Here is a 22,856-nt window from a genome sequence, read left to right as displayed (position 1 = left end):
ATAACCTCGAGTCAATACCGCGCAATTCCTACACAAGAAAGGCAGTGACGATGGAAGTTGTCATTCTCCCTGGCACCAAACAGATTGGCGCACTGGCGGCAGATGCCATCGAAGCCCTTGTGCGCCGCAAGCCGAACGCGGTCCTGGGTTTGGCCACGGGCTCCTCTCCGCTGCCGATCTACGACGAATTGGCCCGGCGCTACGAAGCCGGGAGCGTGGACTTCAGTGAGGCACATGGATTCGCGCTTGATGAGTACGTTGGACTTGAAGCAGGTCATCCTGAGTCGTACCGCGAGGTGATCCGGCGCGAGTTCACCAACCGGGTAAACATCAAGCCTGAGAATGTGCATGGCCCCGATGGTGCCGCCGAGGACCTGGAAGCAGCCTGCCAGGCATACGAGGATGCCATTAAGGATGCCGGCGGCGTGGACCTCCAGATCCTGGGCGTCGGCACGGACGGCCACATCGGATTCAATGAGCCAGGTTCATCACTGGCGTCCCGCACCCGGATCAAAACGCTGATCGAGCAGACCCGCAAGGACAACGCACGCTTTTTCAACAGCATCGACGACGTCCCGCACCATGTGGTCACCCAGGGGTTGGGCACCATCATGGATGCCCGCCACGTCATCCTGGTGGCTACGGGTGCGCAAAAAGCCCAGGCAGTGCGGGATTTCGTCGAAGGTCCGGTAGCCGCAATTTGCGCTGCATCCGTCCTTCAGATGCATCCCCACGCCACAATATTGGTGGACGAGGCCGCGGCGTCGTCGCTGAAGCTGGCCGATTACTACCGCCACACCTATGACAACAAGCCGGAGTGGCAGGGTCTGTAGACGGTAAGATGGATGCCATGACTACGCTTCCTCCGGATCCATTCGAAAACGACCCCATGCGCGAGCTTTCCGGAGCCGGAACGTCCACATCCACCATTGAGCGCGAGGAAACGCGCCAGGAAGTGGAGCCCGGCGACCGCGAGCGGTTCGCGCACTATGTGCGCAAGGAAAAGATCATGGAGTCGGCAATGACCGGCGAGCCCGTCATTGCCCTCTGCGGCAAAGTCTGGACGCCGGGGCGCGATCCCCAGAAGTTCCCGGTCTGCCCGGAGTGCAAGGAGATCTATGAGGGGCCTCCGTCCCGGCAATGACGGTGGAGACAGCGGCCCAGGCAACTCCAAGTAGTGGGTAGGGAGAGAACACAGGCCCCTTCCCGTAGTGACCGCAATGCGGTCCGTTGCCGCGTGCCCGGAGAACCGGGGCTAATTTTCGCTGCCATCAGGCCGGGGGAGTCCGCATGACAGAAACATTATTTGGTGGTCCATCCCTGCCTCCGGCGTACCCGGAGCGCGCCGCATGGGGTACAGCGCCCAAGCTGCGTGCGTGGCAGCAGGAAGCCCTGGATCTCTACATGGCCAGGCATCCAAAGGATTTCCTGGCCGTGGCTACGCCTGGCGCCGGTAAAACTACCTTCGCCTTGCGCATTGCCACAACGCTGCTGGATAGCGGCGTAGTTAACAGGATCACCATCGTGGCTCCCACGGATCACCTGAAGCGGCAGTGGGCTGACGCCGCTGCCCGGGTGGGGGTTGCCATTGACCCCAACTTCAAGAATTCCGATGGCCAGCATGGCCGTGGATTCGTTGGCGTCGCTGTGACGTATGCCCAGGTGGCGAGTAAGCCGATGCTGCACCGTGCCAAGACAGAAGCCGCCCGGACGCTGGTCATCCTGGACGAAATCCACCACGGTGGAGAGGCCCTGTCCTGGGGAGACGGCTTGCGCGAGGCCTTTGATCCAGCGGCAAGGCGCCTTTCACTGACCGGTACGCCGTTCCGTTCCGATACCTCACCCATCCCGTTCGTGGAATACGCCGAGGACCGCGACGGCATTCGCCGCTCCAAAGCCGATTACACGTATGGCTACGGCAATGCCCTCCGGGACCACGTGGTGCGTCCCGTGCTTTTCATGGCCTACTCGGGCCAGATGCGCTGGCGGACCAGTGCGGGTGACGAAATGGCCGCCTCCCTTGGGGAAGCGGCTGTCACCAAGGACATCACGTCACAGGCCTGGCGGACGGCGTTGAACCCGACCGGCGAATGGATTCCGGCTGTCCTTGCCGCCGCGGATAAACGCCTTGGCGAAGTTCGCCGGACGGTCCCGGACGCCGGTGGGCTGGTTATCGCCACGGACCACGACGACGCCCGTGCCTACGCAGGGCAGCTTAAGAAGATCACCGGGCAGTCGCCCACGGTAATTCTCTCTGACGACTCCAAGGCTTCCAGCAAGATCGAGGAATTCTCCGCGGGAGACAAGCGGTGGATGGTCGCCGTCCGAATGGTGTCCGAAGGCGTGGACGTTCCCCGCCTCTCGGTGGGCGTCTACGCCACGTCCACCTCGACGCCGCTGTTTTTTGCCCAGGCCGTAGGCCGTTTTGTGCGTGCCCGCAAAAGGGGCGAGACGGCGTCGGTCTTCCTGCCCTCGGTGCCACCCCTGATGGTGCTGGCCAACACCATGGAGGCCGAGCGCGATCACGCCCTTGACCGCCCGGAAAAGGATGAGGACGGACTCTTCAGCCCTGAAGAGAACCTCATGGCCGAGGCCAACCGCGAGGACAAGGCCTCGGACGAGCTCACCAAGGGCAAGTTCGAAGCCCTCGACTCGCAGGCTTCCTTTGACCGCGTCCTTTTCGACGGCGGTGAATTCGGTACGGGAGCGGACATCGGCTCCGATGAGGAGTTGGACTTCCTCGGCATTCCGGGGCTTCTCGACGCCGAGCAGGTAGGGACGTTGCTGCGTCAGCGGCAGCACGAACAGCAATCGCGCAAAAAGCGCCAGTCGCCTTTGGCTGCTGCAGCTTCTCCGGCCGTACCCGACCACCGCATGCTCATGGACTTGCGCAACGAACTGGCCAAGAACGTAGCCGCGTGGTCCGCCCGGACAGGTACACCGCACGGAGTGGTGCACACGAAACTGCGCGAACTATGCGGTGGACCTGCTGTAGCCCAGGCGAACGAGGAACAACTTCAGGCGCGGTTGCGTAAGTTGCAGGATTGGTTCATCGGGCGAAAGTAGCCGGACCTAGCGGCGTTAAACCCGGATGCGTTAAACCTGGCTGCGTTCAACCTCGACGCCGGCGGCTTCCATTTCGTCGAAGGTTTCGGTGAGGTCCCCTGCGATTCCCGCTGTCAGGTCCGCAATGACCGTAGTGGCATATCCGGCCTGTACGGCGTCAAGGGCCGTTGCCTTGACGCAGTAGTCCGTGGCGATGCCTACGACCACCACCTCTTCGACGTCGTGGCTTTGCAGCCAGTCATCGAGGCCGATGGCATCTTCATCCAGGACCTCGGAGACGACGGACCCGGCCTTGAGATCCCCGGAAGGGACGTCGTCTTCCGGGGCAAGGACGCCTTCAAAGCCGGAGTAGGCCGCTGTGTACTGTCCTTTACGGAAGTAAGCCTGGATGTATTCCGGGTCCAGGTCCTCGTGGAGTTCAGCTCCTTTGGTCCGGGCCCGGCAGTGCGGCGGCCAGGAATCCACCATGTCCGGCTCATCGGAGAAATGGCTGCCCGGTTCGATGTGCCAATCCTGGGTGGCCACGATGTGGTCAAAATGCTGCTGGTTCGCATCCACGTACTCGGTGATGGCGCCGGCAACTGCGGCGCCTCCTTCGACGGCGAGGCTACCGCCTTCGCAGAAGTCGTTCTGGACATCGACGATGATCAGGGCCCTGGACATCAGTTCTCCTCGTAGATGGTGGGGATGGCGGCCTCGCCGCGCTGAAGGCGGTTCACTACGGCGGGCAATTCGGCCATGCTGGCGGCGTGCCGTTCTTTGGCGCGGATCACGCCTTCGGGGCCAGTCCAGCCGGGCAGGAGTTCACCATTCTTGATGAACTGGTGCAACAATGAACGGTCGTTTCCGTCGTCTTCCGGCCGGCGACCTATTCCAACGATCTCCTGCGTGGCCCTTCCGTGTTCGTTGAGTTTGCGCAGGGCGTACTTGCGTCCACCTACGCTGGCCTTGTTCTTGGCCGCTTTCGCAACAGAGATGAACTCGCCGGCGTCGTTTGTCCTGCTCACCAGTTTGTACACCATGCTGGCGGTGGGAGCGCCGGAGCCCGTGACCAAGGACGTGCCAACCCCGTAGGAGTCCACGGGGGCGGACTGGAGGGCGGCTATGGCGAATTCGTCCAGGTCCGAGGTAACTACTATCCGGGTGTTCACGTTTCCAAGGTCATCCAGCAGTTGCCGGACCCACTGCGCCTGGGCAATCAGGTCGCCGGAGTCCAAGCGGACGGCGCCCAGTTTGTCCCCGGCCAGTTCGACGGCGGTGCGCACCGCCGTTTCGACGTCGTACGTGTCTACCAGCAGCGAGGTTCCCGGGCCGAATGCGGCGATCTGTGCTTCGAAGGCCTCGCGTTCGGTGTCGTGGAGGAGCGTGAAGGAGTGCGCCGCCGTGCCAACGGTTTTGATGCCGTAGCGTCGTCCGGCCTCAAGGTTGGAGGTGCTGGCGAAGCCGGCGATTACTGCCGCGCGGGCAGCCGCCGTCGCGGATTCTTCCTGGGTGCGCCGGGAACCCATTTCGATGCATGGCCGGCTGCCGGCCGCTGACGTCATCCTTGATGCGGCAGAGGCGATGGCGCTGTCGTGGTTCAGGACGGAGAGGATGTAGGTCTCCAGGATGCAGGCTTCGGCGAACGTGGACTCAACGATGAGGATGGGGGAGTTGGGGAAGTAGGCGTCGCCTTCCGCGTAGCCCCAGATGTCTCCAGTGAATTTGTAGTTGGCCAGGTAGTCCAGTGTCTCCTGGTTGACCACCTTGTTCCGCTCAAGGAATGCGAGCTCGGCTTCACCGAAGCTGAAGTCGGCAATTCCTTCCAGGAGGCGGCCGGTTCCCCCTACCACGCCGTAGCGGCGGCCGTCGGGCAGGCGCCGGGCGAACGCTTCAAACACTGAGCGGCGATGGGCAGCCCCCGAGTGCAGGGCGGCCTGGAGCATCGTCAACTCGTAGTGGTCGGTGTACAAGGAAGTGGCGGGATGGTCCCAAGACGTGGCTCTACTCACGAATTCACTCTAGTGCGAGCCGCCATAGAATGGACAGATGACCCCTAGCGTTGCATTTGGCACGGACATTGATGAGCGGACGGAAGCCGTAGAGCAGACGTCCACCGATGTCCTGACTGCCCCGGACATCCCTTGGAATTTGGTGATCTGGAATGATCCCGTCAACCTCATGAGTTACGTCAGCTATGTGTTCCAGAGTTACTTCGGCTACTCCGAGTCCAAAGCACACAAGCTCATGATGGAAGTCCACAGGAAGGGCCGCTCCATCGTGGCGCATGGCGGCAAGGAACAGGTTGAGCAGCACGCAGTAGCCATGCACGGCTTTGGACTGTGGGCCACCGTGGAGAAAGCGGCAAGCGGAAACGAAGCACCCGGGAAGGGCGGCCGCCAGCGTGGCTAAGGCATTCAAATACGGACTCAAGGGAATCACCGGCTACCTTGAGCCTGCCGAACGGGATCTACTACGCGGGCTGCTGGACGACGTCATCTCGATGCTGGAGTCCGATGCCCGGGAGAACGAGGACCCGCTGGCCGCCTTGATCGGCTTGGACATGGACGTGAAGCAACCGAGCGATCGCGCCTTGCTGCGGCTTTTGCCGAATGTCATGAAGGACGACGACGGCGGCTCGCTTGAGTTCCGCCAATTGACCGAACGCTCCGTGCGGGAAAACAAGATTGGCGCGTTGAAGGCCACAGCGATGGGCCTGGACAAGGATGATCTTGTCCTGACCCTGGAGGACGCAACGCGCTGGTCCATGGCCTTGAATGATGTTCGCCTGGTTTTGGCCGAACGCCTGGACATCCGCGATGAGGCGGACGCCGAGCATATCCACAGCATGCAGGACTGGAGCCAGGCGGAGGACGTGGAGAGTTACCTGGCGTTGGTCTACAACTTCACCACCTGGCTCCAGGAGTCTCTGGTGCAATCGATGATGTCGGCCAGGCAGGCAAAATCCTGATCCGGGAGGTCATCACCGGGCCCGCCTATGTGACACACCAGACACGAGGCGGAGGCCACAGGTAATGGCCGCAACACAGGGGAAGCCTTATTCTCGAATAATCATGACTTCAGCATCTGGCAGTTCAACGGGCGACAGTTCAAAGGGCGACGATTCAACAGGCGCCGGATCATTAGACGCCACAGGGGTCGCGGTTGCTGCCTCGCCCGCTGACCTGGTGGTCCCCAATGAGCTCATGGGGTCCCGTCCGATTGGTGTCTTTGATTCCGGCGTGGGTGGGTTGACGGTAGCCCGCTCCATCATCGATCAACTCCCCAACGAATCGATCCTGTACGTGGGGGACACCGCCAATGGACCCTATGGGCCCCTGCCCATCGCCGAGGTCCGGGCCAACGCACTGGGTGTGATGGACGAGCTCGTGGATTCGGGTGTGAAGCTGCTGACCATTGCCTGCAACTCTGCTTCGGCCGCAGTTCTCCGGGATGCGCGTGAACGCTATACCGCGCGATATGGGATCCCGGTTATTGAGGTCATCCAGCCCGCTGTGCGTAGAGCGGTCGCGGCCACCCGTTCCGGCAGGATCGGCGTTATTGGGACCTCCGCCACGGTAGGCTCGCGCGCCTATGAGGACACGTTCGCGGCAGCCCCGGATCTTGCCATTACCTCTGTGGCTTGTCCGGCTTTCGTGAGCTTCGTTGAAGCCGGCGTCACCACGGGAGCGGACCTTCTGGCAGCGGCGAATGAGTATCTGGAGCCGCTGAAACGCGCTGGTGTGGACACCGTGGTGCTTGGATGCACGCACTACCCCCTCTTGACCGGGGTGATCTCTTTCGTCATGGGCGAGGACGTGACCCTGGTGTCCAGTGCGGAGGAAACTGCAAAGGACGTCTACCGGGCTTTGACCACCCACGGTATCCAGCGAACCGATGCAAGTGCCCCCAGCCATGAGTTCATTGCAACGGGGGATGCTGTCCAATTTGAAACATTGGCCCGCCGTTTCCTCGGCCCCGAGGTCTTGTCCGTCAAGCACGTCGACCACGTGGCCGCGCAATACCCCACCGGAAGCCTGGCGCGCATCACGCCGGAAATGCTGGAAGCGGCCAGGAGCGGCGCGGGACTGTCGCGTCGCTCCTACTTCGTGCAACCGGAAAGGGGACCCAGCCCCGGTTCCAGCGCAACCTTGGGACGTGGCCTGTGAAACTGACCATCGTGGGCTGTACTGGTTCATTTCCGGGTCCCGGCTCGCCGGCGTCGTGCTATCTGGTGACTGCGCATGACGGTGAGCGGGAATGGAAGATCGTCATGGACCTTGGGAGCGGAGCGTTGGGCGCCATCCAGCGTTACACGGATCTTGAGGACATCGACGCCATATTCCTCACGCACCTGCACCCGGACCATTGCATGGACTTGTGTGGCCTCCACGTAGCGGTCCGGTGGAAGCCCGGCGGTTGGGGGCGGGACCGGATTCCCGTGTGGGGGCCGGCAGCAACTGCGGACAGGATGGCAACTGCCTATGGGCTGGACCTGGATCCCGGCATGCATGAGGAGTTCGACTTTACCAATTGGGCCGAACAGAAGCCCGTCACCCTTGGTCCTTTCACGGTGACGCCCTACGGCGTCAACCATCCCGTGGAAGAGGCATATGCATTGCGTGTAACGGCAACGGAACCAGGCAAGGACGGAACGCCCGTAACCCGCGTACTGACATATTCGGGGGACACCGATTCGTGCCAGGGGCTGGAAGAGGCGGCCAGTGGCGCTGATTTGTTCCTGTGCGAGGCCGCGTTCGAGGAAGGCCGCGATGACGGCATCAAGGATGTGCATCTAACGGGTAAGCGTGCCGGGGAGGCCGCCATGAACGCCGGCGCCAAGCGCCTGCTTCTGACCCACATTCCGGTGTGGACTTCGCAGACCAAGGTAATGTCCGAGGCCAAGCCGGTGTTTGCCGGGGACGTTGCTGTTGCCGTCGCCGGGGTCCACTACACGATCTAAGCCCCTCCGGATGGTGCCCTGTACGCCTGGCCCGCTGGGCGGCGTCGGGCGTTGTCCCATCGTCGCTAAGCTTGAAGCATGACTTCTGAAGCTACAGCCACACCCGTTATCCGCGCCGACGGCCGGACCCCCGATCAACTGCGTCCTATCAGCATTACCCGCGGCTGGTCCAAGCAGGCCGAGGGCTCGGCGCTCATCGAGTTCGGAAACACCCGGGTACTGTGCACGGCTTCCCTGACCGAAGGCGTTCCACGCTGGCTTAAGGGCGAGGGCCGCGGCTGGGTTACCGCCGAATACGCCATGCTGCCCCGGGCAACGAACACCCGATCCGACCGCGAGTCCGTGAAGGGCAAGATCGGCGGACGCACGCACGAGATCTCCCGCCTCATTGGCCGCTCGCTGCGCTCCATTATCGATACCAAAGCCCTGGGCGAGAACACGATCGTCCTTGACTGCGATGTGCTGCAAGCCGACGGCGGTACCCGCACCGCGGCCATCACCGGCGCCTACGTGGCGCTTGCCGAAGCGATTCGGTTTGCCCGCGAAAACAAGCTCATCGCCCGTAATGCCGAGCCGCTGGTGGACACGATTGCTGCCGTTTCCGTGGGCATCATCGATGGCGTGCCGATGCTGGACCTGCCGTACGTCGAGGATGTCCGGGCCGAAACGGACATGAACGTGGTGGTCACTGGATCCGGCAAGTTCGTAGAAGTCCAGGGCACGGCCGAGGGCGCTCCGTTCGACCGCGATGAACTCAACGCCCTGTTGGACCTCGCCCTGATCGGCACGGGCCAGCTTGCGGCTATCCAGCGCGAGACGCTGGCGGAAGCTCCGTGAGCGGCGACTCCGCCTCCGGTGCTCCGCGGCTGGTTCTGGCAACGCACAACCAAGGCAAGTTAAAGGAACTCCGGGAGCTGCTTCGCGGCCAGGTTCCAGGGCTCGACGTCGATACCCAAGTGGTGGATGCAGCTGCCGTTGGTGCACCGGACGTTGCGGAAACCGGGGTCACCTTTGCTGAGAACTCACTCCTGAAGGCGCGTGCTGTGGCTGAGGCAACGGGTTTGGTGGCCATCGCGGATGACTCGGGGCTTGCCGTTGATGTCCTGGGCGGAGCGCCAGGCATCTTCTCCGCCCGGTGGTCGGGAAAGCACGGGGACGACGCAGCGAACCTGCGCTTGCTGCTCGCGCAGCTCTCCGATGTGCCGGACACCTTCCGCGGGGCAGCTTTTGTGTGCGCGGCCCGCCCTGGCAGTGCCCGGAGCAGATGGAATTACGCACGAAACCGTTGAGTACGGGCAGCTCGAAGGCACCCTGCTGCGCGAGCCACGTGGTGAGGGTGGGTTCGGGTATGACCCCGTGCTCCAGCCCGCGGGGATGGACCGCAGCTGTGCGGAGCTGACATCCGAGGAAAAGAACGCCATCAGCCATCGAGGCCAGGCTTTCCGGGCTTTGCTCCCCGCGATCGTTGCAGCGCTCTCGGGTGTTCATTCCAGCTAACAATTCCAACCAACACTGGAAACCGGCTTTTTTGGAAGTCCAGGTTTAGCCATACAGGAGAAGGCACCCCGCTTTTGCGTCGGTGCCTTCTCCTGTATGGCTAAAAAAGTGCGGTGGGGCCTACTTCTCGCGGTGCTTTCCGCCTTCGTGCTCCTCGATGAATTCCTCCACGGGGTTGCTGCCTTCCGCGGCAGCTTTGCGCTTGGCGACGACGCCGCGGCTTACCTCGATGATGATGGGAATAACCGAGATCAGGACAATGACGATGAAGATGATGTCCAGGTTGCTGCTGACCCACGGAACCCGGTCGCCCAAAAGGTACCCAAGCAAGGTCACACCGCCGCCCCAGAGGGCGGCGCCAATGACGTTGAAGAGGAAGAACTTGCGTTTGTCCATCTGGGCCACGCCGACGATCACCGGTACGAACGTACGGATAATGGGGACGAACCGGGCCAGAATCAGGGCTTTGCCGCCGTGCTTCTCAAAGAAAGCGTGGGCGCTTTCGACGTTTTCCTTCTTGAAAAGCCTGGAGTCGGGGCGGTTGAAGATTGCAGGGCCGGCCTTTGAACCAATGAGGTAGCCGGTCTGGTTGCCAATGATCGCGGAAACGATGATGAGGGCGGCCAAGGCCCAGATATTGAACTTGATGGTGTCTGTGGCTACAAGGAGGCCAGCGGTGAACAGCATGGAATCGCCGGGCAGGAAGAAGCCCACCAGCAGGCCGGTTTCGGCGAAGACAATGCCGCATACCAGCAGTACTACCCACGGGGCCAAGGCTGGATCAGCCAGGAAGACCTGGGGGTTAAGCCAGTCCGGCAGGAACGAGGCCATGGGTGGACGCACTGGTCCCGCGCCCCCGAAAGTGGATACGGCTAAGTCGTTCATCGCAGTAAAGATCACCTATCAAGCCTACTGGACGGCCGTCGTCGTAACCCTCACCACAATGCGGCCCGGAAACGCCGCCCCGCCGCGGAAACCGGCAAGAACGCACCCTTTCGGCCTGTAACCTTGTCCAGTGGCATTGGACTTTACGGCGATCGACTTTGAAACAGCCAACGGCTTCAGGGGGTCGCCGTGTTCGGTCGGCCTCAGCAAAGTCCGCGGCGGTGTGGTGGTGGAGGAAGCCTCCTGGCTCATGCGCCCGCCGGAGAACCATGACCACTTCGAGTTTCACAACACCCGCATCCACGGCATCCGTGCCGAAGACGTTGCCGGCCGTCCCAGGTTCGGGGACCTCTTCCCTGAAATCGGTGCCTTCATCGGCAACGACGTCCTTGCGGCACACAACGCAGCCTTTGATCTGGGCGTTATCCGATCCGGCTTGGAGGTCTCCGGACTTGCAGGCCCGGCCTACGAGTACGTTTGCACCGTGATGCTGTCCCGCCGCTGCTACTCGTTGGTGTCCAACTCGCTGCCGTACGCAGCGGAGGAAGCCGGAGTACCCCTGGTCAACCACCACGATGCCGCCGAGGACGCACGCGCCTGCGCAGGAATCCTGGTGGACATCGCCCGCCGTAACAACGCCAACAGCATCGCGGAACTCTATCTTTCGCTGGGCCTGACGTTGCCCAGGCAACCTGCCTTCGATCCCATGAATGGCCTCTCCAAGCCCACCCTTGCCGCGCTCGCGGGCAGGAAGGCAAATAGTCCCGCGGAGCAAACCCTGGACGGCGCCCTGAACGGTCCCGGACGTGCATGGTCCGCATGGCCCGAGGAAGGCCCTAATCCGTTGCCGAATCCCGCAGCCGAACCGGGACATCCGCTGTTCGGCCAGACGGTGGTCTTCACCGGCGACCTCATCATGACCCGTCCCGAGGCCAAGTCCCGGGCTGCGGAGATGGGTGCACGCCCCGAAAGCAGGGTGACCGCCCGCACCACTGTGCTTGTGGTGGGCGACGGATTCGTGGCCGGGGACCTGCGCGCCGGGCGGCTGACGGGCAAGGCCAAGCGGGTCTTGGAACTTCACGCGAAAGGCCAGCAGATCGAGGTGGTCTCGGAGGGCGAGTTCCTGCAAATGGTGGGCGGAAACTAACGCCCGCGTCCGGTGGGAAGCTAATCAGCCTGTGGTGACGGCGAGCAGCCGGTCCGCCATGCCACGAATGACCTCTGTGCCTTCCAGCGCCCCGAGCCATTCGGCAGGAAGGCAGGCTTCGCCGTAGTAGGCGCCCAAAATGTTTCCGGCGATGGAACCGGTGGAATCGCTGTCGCCACTGTGGTTGATGGCCACCGCGATGGCTTGGCGGAAGTGCTCAGTGGGCTCGCTGCCTTGGGTGGAGAGAACCGCATAAAGCCCGACGGCGAGTGCCTCCTCGGCGACCCAGCCCTCACCCAGCGCTGTGACCAGCTTTTCAGGACTGAGGGGAACGGGCTCCGAGGATAGCCTCAATGCCGCTTCCAATCGCCCGGGCAGTTCGGGCGCTTTGGTGGGCACGCCGTTGACGTAGTCCAAGGCGCCAATAGCTGCGGTGCGGACGTCACTGCCCGCCACAATATTCTGGATCATCAAGCTGAAGGCAGCCGCGCTCAACCGCGCTGACGGGTGTCCGTGCGTCAACGATGCAGCATCTGAACTGAGTTTGTACACGGCTTCACGGGAGATATGGGGCACGAGTCCAAACGGTGCAGAACGCATGACTGTGCCACACCCCTTGGAATCGGGGTTAACCGGCCTGGCCACGGTGCCCATTTCTCCTGAAGCCAAACCGCTGAGGCAGGTGTTTCCCGGGGCCCGACGACGCCGGAGTACTTCCTGGCCGTCTATCCACCGGGGTTGCGGAACCGGGGCAGAAGGGGAAACGGCAACGTCCTGGGTTGCCAGCCAGCGAAGGTAGGCAAGCCAAAGGCAGGCGATCTCATCTGCCGCCACCCCATCATTGGCCCATTCGAGGGCGTCGACCAGGCCGTCCACCGTGTATAGCGTCATCTGCGTGTCGTCCGAAAACTCGCCCATGGCGTCGAGCTGGTCAAACGACGTGAGCCCGGCGGAACCGTAACGGGCACGAATGGCATCAAGGCGGTCGAACTCCACTGCGTAGCCAAGGGAATCACCCAGGGCCCCTCCCAGCAGTGTCCCGTGGACGCGGGATTCAAACGACGGGGTGGCGGGGGAGGACGCTTCAAAACTCATGCCATCAACTTACCGCGCCCTGCTGTATCCGATTGGGTAAGCAGTTGATGTGGACGGCCGCTGATATGGTTGGGAGGCTGCCCAGCACTAGGAAAATTTGGAGAGATGACGTGCGTGAACCGGCTTGGCGACGGACAGGCAAGACACCTGACTACAGGTTCTCCTTGGCGAACGAACGGACCTTCCTTGCGTGGATCCGGACGTCGTTGGCGTTGCTCGCCGGGGCCATTGCCATCGATCAACTGGCTCCCAACATTGCCCCCCAGCCAGTCAGGATCGTCCTCTGTGTGCTCCTGTCCCTGATCGGCGCCGGCCTGGCCGCACTGTCATACCGCAGGTGGGGGCAAATGGAAGCTGCGATGCGCAACGATGAAGCCTTGCCGTTCTCCTGGGTCATGCTGCTCATGACGATCGTGGTGGCCGTGGCGGCATTCGCTTTCGCCGTGTTGATTTTGGTGGCGCGATGACCGGGTTTGCGCGATGACGAGGTTTCTATGATGACGAGGCCCGCACGTTGAGCATGGACCTCCGTGATCCCGGTCTACAGCCGGAACGGACCACGCTGGCCTGGCGGCGAACCCTCATTTCGCTGGTGGTGGTGGATCTGTTCATCTGGCGCAGTTGGCTTACCTCCGAGCCCTCAACGGGCCATCTCATTCCGGGCCTTCCCGGGCTGGATTACCAAGGTATCTGCGCCCTCATGGCTGCTGCCGCCACCGTTGTCCTGGCTTCTGTGGTGTGGGTCCGATCACGCCAGCTTCATGCTGGAACCGAGGCAGCTTCGGCACGGCTCATCTTTGTCAGCACCCTGGCCGTGATAGGGCTTGGCCTAACTGCGATCGCGGCCATTGCCTTGGGCGGCTAAGCTCGGATCGGTAGTCAGCCGGGACCCAGCAACCGTCCAGACTCAACTGGCAGGATGCTCAAGGGCTTTGCCCCGCGTCCACACCACCAACCGTAAGGAATCATTCGACATGACCTCTCCTCTGCAAGCCACGACCGACCACGAACCGGGGCTGTTCGCGCGGCTGTCTGCTGAAGCCGTCGGTTCGATGTTTGTTGTGCTCGTGGCAGTGGGCGTGTCGATCTTCTCGAACCCTTCATCAGCGCCCCTGCCCGCCGCACTTGCGACCGGCCTGACGGTGACGGTGGCCATGCTGGCCTTCGGTCATGTTTCCGGCGGTCACTTCAATCCAATAATCACTCTGGGCAACCTGATCGCCGGCCGCGTCCGGGCGCTGGCAGCTGTTGCCTACCTTGCGGCGCAGATCATCGGCAGCGTGATCGGCGCAGCTTTGGCCTACGTTGTGGTTCTGACGGTTCCGGTCCTGACGGATGCGCGGGCTGCCTTCGGCTCTGTGGCGGCCGGTTATGGAGAGCATGCTGCCGCCCAAACCCAGATGGCAGGGGTCTTGATCGTTGAAGTTATTGGCTCCGCCTTGCTGGTTGCGGTGTTCCTTGGAGCGACTGCCGGACGCCGTGCCTTTCCTGCTGTGGCCCCCTTTGCCGTGGGCCTTTGCGTCGCCGTGTTGTTGCAGTTTGGCCAGGTCCTTGGCAACCTTCCATTTAATCCCGCACGCGCAACTGCACTGGCTTTCTTCAGCCCGTCATGGGCCGTCGAAGGATTGTGGCTCTTCTGGGTAGCCCCACTGATGGGCGCCGCGCTGGCCGGACTCGCTTTCCGTGGCTTTGGCTACGCCTCCTCCGCCACCACCCCTGAAGATGACGCGGCGTCAGCGACGGCCGGAACTATCGAGGGCGAGCACCTGGACGCCGATGACACTGACGATTTCCAGGCAGAGGCAGAGGCAGAGGCAGCGGCAGTGGAGACCGGGACCGTCCGGAAAGAAGCTGCTGCAGATGACGCGCGCGACTTCTTTGACGGCAAGAAGGGCTAGGAGGCTGACAGGATCGACGCCGGACGGCCTGTCTGCGCTTTTTTGTCGGTGCCCACAGTTAGCTTGAAAATATGCGTTTACTCCATACCTCCGATTGGCATCTCGGCCGGTCATTCCACGGCGTTGGCATGCTTGAAGCCCAGCGCGGTTTTGTGGACCAGCTCGTGTCCTTCGTGGAAGCGAAGTCTGTAGACGTTGTCCTCATTGCGGGTGACGTCTATGATCGCGCCCTGCCTGGACTGGATGTCGTCAAACTTCTCGACGACGCCTTGGTGCGTATTACCCAAGCCGGGGCCACCGTAGTGCTCACCAGTGGCAACCACGATTCCGCCATTCGGCTCGGATTCGCGTCACGCTTGCTTGAACGCGGCGGCGTCCATCTCAGGACAAGAGTCGAGGACCTGGATGTTCCCGTGCTTGTTCCCTTCGGAAAAAATGGGGAGAGCAGCGCGACACTTGCTGTCTATGGGATTCCCTATTTGGAACCGCGGCTCGTCGCGGAGCGGCTGGAGGTGGAGACAGCGAGTCATTTCGAGGTCACCCGTGAAGCAACCGAGCGGATTCGGCGCGACCTCCAGAACCGCCGTGCATCGGGCGCAGTGCATCCGGTGGTCCTTGCACACACTTTCGCCAGCGGAGGTATCACTTCGGACAGTGAACGGGACTTGAGCATCGGAGGGCTGGGCGCCGTGCCGTTGGATCTCTTCCAGGACTTTGCGTACGCGGCACTCGGCCACCTGCACGGCAGGCAGGAACTGGCCCCGAATGTCCGCTACTCCGGCTCCCCACTGGCGTATTCGTTCTCCGAAGCCAAACATTGCAAGGGCGCGTGGTTGGTGGACATCGATGCCGATGGAAGCGTTGCTGTCCACGAAGTACTTTGGGAAGCTGCCAAGAGCCTGGCCGTGTTGAGGGGCAAGCTGAACGATCTCCTTGAATCCAGCGAGCACTCCTGGGCCGAAGCTGCCTATTGCCAAATCACGCTCACGGATGCCGAACGGCCCGTCCAGGCAATGGAGCAGCTCCGAACCCGCTTCCCTGACACCTTGGTCCTGTCCTTTGAACCCGAGGGTGCCGGGGCCAAAGAAAAAGCCAGCTACAGCAGCAGGCTGGCAGCAGCCCAGGACGACCTCGAGGTCTGCTGCGGATTCCTGGAACACGTTCGGGAACGCAGTCCTGGATCTGCGGAAGAAGCTGCCCTGCGCGCCGCCCTTGAGGCCGTGCGGCTGGAGGAGGCTGAACTGTGAGAATCCATCGACTCGAAATTGAGGCTTTCGGGCCTTTTGCGACCTCGCAACACATTGATTTCGACCAACTTAGTGCCCAGGGTTTGTTTCTGCTCAACGGCGCCACCGGGGCCGGCAAGACCAGCATCCTGGACGCCATCTGTTTCGCCCTCTATGGTTCCGTTCCGGGTGCACGCCAGGAAGGTAAGCGCCTTCGCAGCGATCATGCAGCGCCGGGTGCTGAACCGCGTGTCGTGTGCGAATTCTCCGCGCGGGGCAGGCGTTTCGAAGTCAGCCGTTCCCCGGCATGGGAACGCCCCAGCGCGCGGGGCCGGAACGGCTTCACCACCCAACAAGCCAAGACCCTGCTGCGGGAGTGGGTTTCCGGAGTCTGGGAGGAAAAATCTTCGCGGAATGACGAAGTCGGCGCCGAGCTTTCCGAGCTTTTGGGTATGGACCGGGACCAGTTCACGCGCGTTGTGATGCTTCCCCAAGGTGACTTTGCGGCTTTCCTGCGCTCCAAAGCCAACGATCGGCTCGAGCTCCTCCAGAAGCTCTTTGGGACGCAGCGCTTCGAGTCCGTGGAGAAGCACATTGCGCGGCAGGCGGCCGAAGCTGCGCGCGCCGTGCAGGACAATGCGGCCGAACTGAAGATGCTGCTTGACAGGGCAGCCGCAGAACGGGAACAGCTTGGCCTTCCTGATGCGCCGGCAAATGTGGAGACGGCTGTCGAGGCGCCAGAGGCATGGTTCGCGGCCTTGGAGATGGAGCTGCTGGAAGAAGCCGGGCGACGTAAAGACGAGGCCACTGGGGCTGATGCACGGGCCGTACGGCTTGCGGAACAACTTCAGGAGGACCAGGAGAAGGCCCAACGGCATGCCAGGCTCGCTGCTGGAATGCAGCGGCGTGTTCTGCATGAATTAGCTGCAGCGCGGGCACTGGAGAACAAGGAAAAGCTGGGAGCACATCGTCGTGCGGCCGTCCTTGGGGGACAACTGGACGCCGTGGAGGCCACGGAACGTAAGTTCCGTTCGGCCTTGGAGGAGAGGGACAGCTCCCGGGAGCAGCTTGAATCCAAAGGTTTGGATGCTGCACATCCTGTTGCTGCGCTTGAGACAGTAAAGACCACCCTTGCCGTCCTCGAAGCCCGGCTTCCAGATGAACGGCGCATGGAAGAGGTGGCCACGCGGCTCGCAGCCAAGCGAAAAGAACACTCAAGCCACCTGGCGGCCGCCCAGGCAGCAGCAGAGTCCCTGGAACACCTTCGAGCCGAGGAAGCGGCGGTGAAGACGGGGATGGAAGCACTGGAACCCTCGGCTGCACGGATCGAAGACCTGGAACGGGAGGCGGCCGCTGCGGCCGAACTGGTGTCGGTTGTGTCCCGTCATGAAGCTGCCGCCGCCGGGTTGCAGGACGTCACTGAGCGCCACGCCCGTGCCCGCAACAAAACGCAGGACCTCAGGCAAGCATGGCTTGACATGAGGGAGGCGCGCTTGGCCAATGCGGCCGGTGAACTCGCGGCAGCCCTTGTGCCTGGACAGCCTTGCGCCGTTTGTGGCAGCAACGAGCATCCGAATCCCGCGGCCGCAGCTCGTTCTGCACTTTCCATCGCCCAGGAAGAGGAAGAAGCCAGCAAACTATTTGAAGCCAGCGAGAAAGCCCTGGGACGCATCGCGGAGGAGGTATCAAGAGCCGCGCAGCTGCTGGCGGGCCTGGCTGCCCAGGGTGGCTCCGCAGATCCAGAGGAATCAGCCGCCCGCTTGGTCGCATCCGAAGCTGCGGCGACCGAAGCCCGAAAGGCCTCTGTCGCGTTGGAGAAGCTCCGCAAAGAGCATGAGGGCCTCATCAAACGCATGACCCTCCTGCAAGAGGAACATGCCGCTTCAACGAATGCCGCAGTGCAAGCAAGCTCTGCTGTCGAGTTACTCCAGGAACAGTATCTTGCGCTTGAAAACGAGCTGGCCGGCCTGGGACAGGGCTTCGCCAGCCTTCGTGAGCGGGCAGAAGCTCTCACATCCCAGGGTTTGTTGCTTCAGGCTGCCGTAGATGCCGCGAACGAACTCGAACGTGCCGCAGCTGCGCGCCTGGAGGCGCTTGCTGCCTTGGAACGGGCACTGCCCGGGTCCGGTTTTTCATCGGTCGAGGATGTGCGTCGCCAGCTCATGCCACCGTCGGATGTTGTGGCATTGGAGAACGCACTCGCGGATTTCGAGGCCGAAGCTGCCCGGCTGGATGAGCTGTTTGCCGCCGAGGAACTCGTCATGGCAGCGAAGGAAGTCAGCATCGGCGAGCTTCCCCTGCCGGAGGACGAGCTCAGCGTCGCCAGGACTGGGGCTGCCCATGCCATGGACGCGGCAAAGGCGCTTGCGCTTTCCGCGGGGCTCGCACATAAAGCAGTCCAGTCTGTGCAGAGGATCCGCGCCGAGTATCAAAAGCTGGCCGAGGCGGGGAGGGAACCGCGCGAGCATGCCATCTTGTTGGGTGGGCTTGCAGACACCCTTCGTGGCGCAGGGGATAACAGTTACCGCATGAGCTTGAACAGCTATGTCCTGGCTGCCCGGCTGGAGCAGGTGGCCATCGCAGCTTCGGAGAGGCTGGTTGCCATGAGCGATGGCCGCTACACGTTGCAACACACCGACGCCCGGGCGGCACGCAACCAGAAATCAGGTCTTGGACTGGAAGTGGTGGATGAATGGACGGGCCAGCGTCGTGACACATCCACGCTCTCAGGCGGAGAATCCTTCATGGCCTCCTTGTCATTGGCCCTGGGCCTGGCTGACGTTGTACAGCAGGAGGCCGGGGGAGTGGATATTGAGACGCTCTTCGTCGATGAAGGGTTCGGAAGCCTGGACGAGCAAGCATTGGAACAGGTCATGGACGCCTTGGAGGGGCTGCGCGACGGCGGCAGGGTTGTCGGGCTGGTCAGCCATGTCGCAGAAATGAAGCAACGCATCAGCAGTCAGCTGCACGTAATCAAGGGCAGGCATGGTTCCTCGGTGGTTGTTGCCGAAGAAATGCCTGCCTGAGCCCGGATCCTATAGACTTGATCCGTTACACCGGGTTGCGCGCATCGGGAGGAGGGACGATGCGCAGACTTTAGCGAACCCGGAACAATGGAAAAATCTTCTTTGGCTTCCAAGCCACTGCCTTCACATCAGACCCCAACGCCGTCCACCAACCGGTCCCGCCTGCCCGGAAGGTTCGCGCGGCTGCCTGAACTCGCAGGGCCAGGGTTCCTGCCTCTTGGCCTCTTCGCAAGACTCCCGTTGGCAATGCTCACCGTGGGTACATTGACCTTGGTAACAGCGGTGAGTCATTCCTACGCAATTGGCGGCATGGCTGCCGGAGCAGTGGGTATCGGGTCAGCAGTGGGAGCTCCCGTCCTCGGGTCATTGGCCGATCGTGCCGGCCAGCGCATCGTTTTGCTCGTTGCGGCAGTTGTTAACACTCTGGCCGTCCTCGGCCTTCTTGGCGCCGCCTATATGACCCCGACTTCTGCCTCCGTGCTGGACGCTGCGGGCGTGCTAGTGGCAGGTTTCCTGGCCGGGGCGAGCTGCCCGCAGGTCGGCCCCATGGCCCGTGTTCGCTGGATGGCGCTGACCACCCGGAACCTGTCATCGGTCCGCATGGCCACTGTTTCCACGAAGGATGCTCCTGCAGCAGGAGCGGGAGTGCCGGCGAACGGAGGCCGGAGCGTGGCGGCCAGCCGTGCCGATCTGGACACGGCACTTTCCTACGAGGGCACTGCTGACGAGATTACGTTCGTGCTCGGACCTGCCCTGGTTGGAATTCTGGCCAGCCTCATTGCTCCTTGGCTGCCTTTGGCGTTGGCAGCGCTCATGACCATCACCCTTGTACCCGCCTTCGCCGTCCACCCCAGCCAAAATGCCGTGGTGCCGGCACCCCGTAAGGCTGCCGGCGCCGTCGTGGGTAATTCCCGTGAACGTGCAGCAAAGCGAGGGGGTCGCCGGGCGGGCGCGGTTGTGGCTGTGCCGGTTGTGGCAATGGTGTGCATGGGCACGTTTTTTGGTGCTACGCAGAACGCCCTGAGCGCCTTTTCTGCCCAGTACGCTACGGCGGAAATTGCCGGCCTCCTGTACTCCGTCATGGGCTTGAGCTCAGCCGTGGCGGCGCTGTCCGTTGCGTTCTGGCCGCAGCGCTTCAGCCTTGCCGCCCGATGGGTAGCAGCTGCCTTGGCGATGTCCTTGTTCGCACTGTTGTTGCTGGTTCCTGCAGGCATTTGGCCCATGGTGTTCGTGCTGCTTTTGCTGGGCATCCCGGTGGGACCAGTCATGGTCACGGTGTTCAGCATCGGTGGCGTGGTTGCCCCGGCCGGCCGGATGGCCACGGTGATGACGGCCCTTGCCAGTGGGATCGTGGCCGGTACCGCGCTTGGTTCCTACCTTGCCGGGCAGTTGGCGCAGGCGCAGGGGCCTGGTGCAGCCTTCGTCGTGTCCCTGGCTGCCGCAGCGGGCTTGTTCGTGCTTGGAGTTCTGACTTACCTGGTCATGAAGCGTCAGCCTCAGTCGTAGTCCAGTGCTCCGGCGAGGGAGCGGGCCATTAGCTCCACAAGGCGCATTGACCGTTCTTCGTCGGGGTCGGCCAGATGCTGCATGCTGATGCCGTCTATACCGGAGATGAAGAGGTGGGTGACGTCCTCAAGATTGTGGGGGACTGGCTCGCCGGCGGCATCTGCCGCGCCCCGGAACAGTTCCAGGGTTGAACTGACCCAGCCGTCGTACATGGAGCGGTTCATCAGCAGGGCCTGGGGCTGGTCATCGACCTCGACGCGGAATCGCCGGAGCAAAAGCTCGAAGGTGGTCACCTGCTCATGCGGATTCTCCAGCATGCGCGTCCAGATTCGCCGGGCGTGGGCTCCGATCATATGGCGCAGGCCCAATCCGGGATCAGCCACTGGTTCCAATGCCTTCGCATAATCGCGGCTGAGGAAGTTGTAGACCTCTTCCAGAAGCTCGTCCTTGCTACGGAAACAGTAGTGGAGTGCCGCAAGCGGCGCGTCGGCTTCATTGGCGATCCGGCGCGTTGTAGCCGAGGCGAGCCCATCCTGGGCAATGACCCGTGCCGCAGCCTCAACAAACTGCAGCCGCCTTGCTTCGGCGGGAACCCTGGCCATCCGCGCCCCTTCCTGTCCTTAGTCATATCCGTGATCAGGCACGCTGATCATCGGTCTCATCGATCCTAGGCGTTCTGCGCCCGGGCTGGCTCCTGGCAATGCCGTGGAGCCTTTGGAAAGACCCCTGAAAAGAATTTTACCGGAAAACCTAGTCAAGTGACCCAGTCAGACGACATACTTCTTTCTAGAACTTGTTGCCTGCATCACATGGGATGCAGTGACCTGAGGAGAACCGATGCAAGAACTTGCCGATCTGGTGATCGTCAATGCCTCGGTCCACACGATGGACCCGGCAAAACCGGACCGGATGTCAGACGCCCTGGCCATCAGGGATGGACGCATTCTGGCACTCGGAAGTACAGACACTGCGAGGGCGGTTGGGCCCGGCACCGTGGTTGTGGATGCCGCCGGAGGCGCTCTCATTCCCGCAATCAATGACGCCCACCTGCATTTCGTTTCGGCGGCAATGGCCGCATTTGGCTACGTGCGGCTGGATCCATCAATCGCACCGGATTGGGCGGCTGTGGTGGACATCATCAACAGGGCGCCAGCAGGGGAGGACGGCTGGGTTCGTGCGCATGGTTGGGACGAAGTGCTGCTCGGACCAGCAAGCGGATATTTGCTGGATTGCCGCCCCGGTACCCCGGTGGTTGCGTTCGACCGCACAGGCCATCAACTTCTCGCCAATAGTGAAGCGCTGCGTCGGGCGGGCATCACTGCTGCTACGGCAGACATCGACGGTGGCACAGTGGTGCGGGCCGGCGATGGCAGCCCAACTGGCCTTCTTCAGGACGGCGCCATGCAACTGGTTTCAAAGATGATGCCGCCGGTGCCGAACGCGACGCTTCGCCCTGCGCTGCTGCAATTGCAGGAACAGTTGCACTCGCTGGGCATTACGTCGCTGACAGATCCGGGTTTGGGCCCTGCCAGTGCCGGACTTATGGACGGTGCGGGCTCGACGGCGGCACTTGAGTTACTAGGTGACCTCGCCGCAGATGGTGAACTGACACTAAGGATCAATGTCCTGATGCTGTTCGCGGGGACCGGGGGAGCCGATGCGAAGGCCATCGACGAGGGCCTGCGAAGCGGACTGGCCAACACTTACGTGAACCGGGGCATCGATCCGGAGCAGCTGCGGATTGCCGGCGTCAAGATATTCGCCGACGGCATTCCGCGCAGTGGTACCGCGTGGATGAGCGAACCATATGGAAACGCCTGCACGCATGGCCACCTGGTGATCCAAGGTGCCGATGACGCCCAAAGAGTTGCCGAACTCCACCGGATACTTCGGCTTATCAACGACTCGGGACTGCAGGCAGGAGTCCATGCAACGGGCGACGCCGCCACATCCGCGGCCGTGGAAGCGATTGTGGCGGCGGCCGATGGAACCGCTGAAGCCGGCTCCAAAGTGGCAGGAAATCGCCACTACATCATCCATGGCGCCTTCACTGATACCGAAACCCTGGCCACCATGGCTTCCCACCACATCGGCTACAGCACCAACCCGCTGATCCGCGAGGAAGCCGGGGACATGATGCGCCAGGTACTGGGCGAGGAACGGTTCTCCCGCCACCAGCCACTGCATTCCGCTCTGGAGGCCGGCGTGCACTTCAACCTGGCCTCTGACGCTCCCGTCACCAGTCCCGACTGGCGCCGGACTGTGGCGGCTGCTGTTCGTCGTGCCACCCGCTCCACGCCAGGCAGCCCCGGCGATCCTGAACGGATCACCGGACTCCAAGCGCTCGCCGCCATGACCATAGGCGCAGCTTGGCAAGACCACGCAGAACATTTCAAAGGAGCACTGATACCGGGAATGGCCGCAGATCTTTGCCTGCTGTCAAACCCCTGGCCGGATGACGAGGAGATCGAGAAGCTCCTCGACGCCGAGGTCAGGCTCACCCTGAGCGGTGGCCGCATAGTCCACCAATCCAACAGCTAGAACAAAACCCCTCCGTTCCAACCATTT

The 22,856-nt window shown here is 62.4% G+C and carries 20 protein-coding genes and 2 pseudogenes; 17 read left to right on the top strand and 5 right to left on the bottom strand.

Annotation, left to right across the window (positions count from 1 at the left end; genetic code table 11):
• Positions 1-50: 50 nt before the first annotated feature.
• The 3 genes and pseudogenes from nagB (at position 51) to LDP01_RS06075 (ending at position 3,066) form a co-directional block, all read left to right on the top strand.
• A complete protein-coding gene (nagB, locus tag LDP01_RS06085; protein WP_216923939.1) occupies positions 51-833 on the top strand; it encodes a glucosamine-6-phosphate deaminase in 783 nt (260 codons plus the stop codon).
• Between the two features lie 8 nt (positions 834-841).
• Positions 842-1,178, top strand: a pseudogene (locus tag LDP01_RS06080) (DUF3039 domain-containing protein).
• A 112-nt stretch (positions 1,179-1,290) separates the two neighbouring features.
• Positions 1,291-3,066, top strand: a complete 1,776-nt coding sequence (locus tag LDP01_RS06075) for a DEAD/DEAH box helicase (RefSeq protein ID WP_224090930.1) — start codon at positions 1,291-1,293, stop codon at positions 3,064-3,066.
• A 30-nt stretch (positions 3,067-3,096) separates the two neighbouring features.
• Here the strand turns inward: LDP01_RS06075 and LDP01_RS06070 are convergent, their stop codons facing one another.
• Positions 3,097-3,729 carry an isochorismatase family protein gene (locus tag LDP01_RS06070; RefSeq protein ID WP_224090928.1) on the bottom strand — a complete coding sequence of 211 codons (633 nt, stop codon included), beginning with the start codon at positions 3,727-3,729 and terminating at the stop codon, positions 3,097-3,099.
• Entirely contained in the window at positions 3,729-5,057 is a 1,329-nt protein-coding gene (locus LDP01_RS06065; protein WP_224090926.1) for a nicotinate phosphoribosyltransferase, read from the bottom strand. The genes LDP01_RS06070 and LDP01_RS06065 overlap by 1 nt, the downstream gene beginning before the upstream one ends.
• Positions 5,058-5,094: 37 nt before the next feature.
• Between LDP01_RS06065 and clpS the strand changes: the two genes are divergently transcribed.
• The 6 genes and pseudogenes from clpS to rdgB all read left to right on the top strand — a co-directional run bounded on the left by clpS (position 5,095) and on the right by rdgB (position 9,505).
• Positions 5,095-5,457 carry an ATP-dependent Clp protease adapter ClpS gene (gene clpS, locus LDP01_RS06060; protein WP_224090924.1) on the top strand — a complete coding sequence of 121 codons (363 nt, stop codon included), beginning with the start codon at positions 5,095-5,097 and terminating at the stop codon, positions 5,455-5,457.
• On the top strand, positions 5,450-6,016 hold the full coding sequence (locus tag LDP01_RS06055) for a DUF2017 domain-containing protein (RefSeq protein ID WP_224090922.1): 567 nt from the start codon (positions 5,450-5,452) through the stop codon (positions 6,014-6,016). Before clpS ends, LDP01_RS06055 begins: the two co-directional genes overlap by 8 nt.
• Before the next feature lie 235 nt (positions 6,017-6,251).
• Complete coding sequence (murI, locus tag LDP01_RS06050; RefSeq protein WP_527249065.1) at positions 6,252-7,214, top strand: glutamate racemase; 963 nt, start codon at positions 6,252-6,254, stop codon at positions 7,212-7,214.
• A complete protein-coding gene (locus LDP01_RS06045) occupies positions 7,211-8,008 on the top strand; it encodes an MBL fold metallo-hydrolase (protein ID WP_224090920.1) in 798 nt (265 codons plus the stop codon). The genes murI and LDP01_RS06045 overlap by 4 nt, the downstream gene beginning before the upstream one ends.
• A 78-nt stretch (positions 8,009-8,086) precedes the next feature.
• On the top strand, positions 8,087-8,845 hold the full coding sequence (rph, locus tag LDP01_RS06040; RefSeq protein WP_254186194.1) for a ribonuclease PH: 759 nt from the start codon (positions 8,087-8,089) through the stop codon (positions 8,843-8,845).
• A pseudogene (rdgB, locus tag LDP01_RS06035) lies at positions 8,842-9,505 on the top strand (RdgB/HAM1 family non-canonical purine NTP pyrophosphatase). The gene rph and the pseudogene rdgB overlap by 4 nt, the downstream one beginning before the upstream one ends.
• 120 nt (positions 9,506-9,625) lie before the next feature.
• On the opposite strand, the gene LDP01_RS06030 reads toward rdgB, so the two are convergent.
• Entirely contained in the window at positions 9,626-10,390 is a 765-nt protein-coding gene (locus LDP01_RS06030; protein ID WP_224090919.1) for a DedA family protein, read from the bottom strand.
• Between the two features lie 130 nt (positions 10,391-10,520).
• On the opposite strand from LDP01_RS06030, the gene LDP01_RS06025 reads away from it, so the two are divergent.
• Positions 10,521-11,537 carry a 3'-5' exonuclease gene (locus LDP01_RS06025; RefSeq protein WP_224090915.1) on the top strand — a complete coding sequence of 339 codons (1,017 nt, stop codon included), beginning with the start codon at positions 10,521-10,523 and terminating at the stop codon, positions 11,535-11,537.
• 24 nt (positions 11,538-11,561) lie between these two features.
• Here the strand turns inward: LDP01_RS06025 and LDP01_RS06020 are convergent, their stop codons facing one another.
• Positions 11,562-12,632, bottom strand: coding sequence for an ADP-ribosylglycohydrolase family protein (locus tag LDP01_RS06020; protein WP_224090913.1), 1,071 nt, complete (start codon positions 12,630-12,632; stop codon positions 11,562-11,564).
• Between the two features lie 110 nt (positions 12,633-12,742).
• Between LDP01_RS06020 and LDP01_RS06015 the strand changes: the two genes are divergently transcribed.
• The 6 genes from LDP01_RS06015 (at position 12,743) to LDP01_RS05990 (ending at position 20,288) form a co-directional block, all read left to right on the top strand.
• Positions 12,743-13,099: a YidH family protein gene (locus tag LDP01_RS06015; RefSeq protein WP_309929050.1), complete on the top strand. Its 357-nt coding sequence runs from the start codon at positions 12,743-12,745 to the stop codon at positions 13,097-13,099.
• Between the two features lie 53 nt (positions 13,100-13,152).
• Positions 13,153-13,497 (top strand): DUF202 domain-containing protein, encoded by a 345-nt coding sequence (locus LDP01_RS06010; RefSeq protein WP_224091073.1) that lies wholly within the window; start codon positions 13,153-13,155, stop codon positions 13,495-13,497.
• A 109-nt stretch (positions 13,498-13,606) separates the two neighbouring features.
• Complete coding sequence (locus LDP01_RS06005) at positions 13,607-14,530, top strand: MIP/aquaporin family protein (protein WP_224090911.1); 924 nt, start codon at positions 13,607-13,609, stop codon at positions 14,528-14,530.
• Between the two features lie 71 nt (positions 14,531-14,601).
• Positions 14,602-15,777, top strand: a complete 1,176-nt coding sequence (locus tag LDP01_RS06000; protein WP_224090909.1) for an exonuclease SbcCD subunit D — start codon at positions 14,602-14,604, stop codon at positions 15,775-15,777.
• A complete protein-coding gene (locus LDP01_RS05995; RefSeq protein WP_224090908.1) occupies positions 15,774-18,782 on the top strand; it encodes an AAA family ATPase in 3,009 nt (1,002 codons plus the stop codon). Before LDP01_RS06000 ends, LDP01_RS05995 begins: the two co-directional genes overlap by 4 nt.
• A gap of 87 nt (positions 18,783-18,869) precedes the next feature.
• Entirely contained in the window at positions 18,870-20,288 is a 1,419-nt protein-coding gene (locus LDP01_RS05990; protein ID WP_224090907.1) for an MFS transporter, read from the top strand.
• On the opposite strand, the gene LDP01_RS05985 is transcribed toward LDP01_RS05990, so the two are convergent.
• Positions 20,279-20,890 carry a TetR/AcrR family transcriptional regulator gene (locus LDP01_RS05985; RefSeq protein ID WP_224090901.1) on the bottom strand — a complete coding sequence of 204 codons (612 nt, stop codon included), beginning with the start codon at positions 20,888-20,890 and terminating at the stop codon, positions 20,279-20,281. The genes LDP01_RS05990 and LDP01_RS05985 overlap by 10 nt on opposite strands.
• Positions 20,891-21,125: 235 nt before the next feature.
• On the opposite strand from LDP01_RS05985, the gene LDP01_RS05980 reads away from it, so the two are divergent.
• Positions 21,126-22,829, top strand: coding sequence for an amidohydrolase (locus LDP01_RS05980; protein ID WP_224090900.1), 1,704 nt, complete (start codon positions 21,126-21,128; stop codon positions 22,827-22,829).
• Positions 22,830-22,856 lie beyond the last annotated feature (27 nt).

Origin of the sequence: Arthrobacter sp. StoSoilB13, assembly GCF_019977255.1 — a bacterium.
In the GTDB taxonomy this organism is placed as follows: Bacteria; Actinomycetota; Actinomycetes; order Actinomycetales; family Micrococcaceae; genus Arthrobacter.
This window is presented reverse-complemented; position numbering and strand designations above follow the sequence as displayed.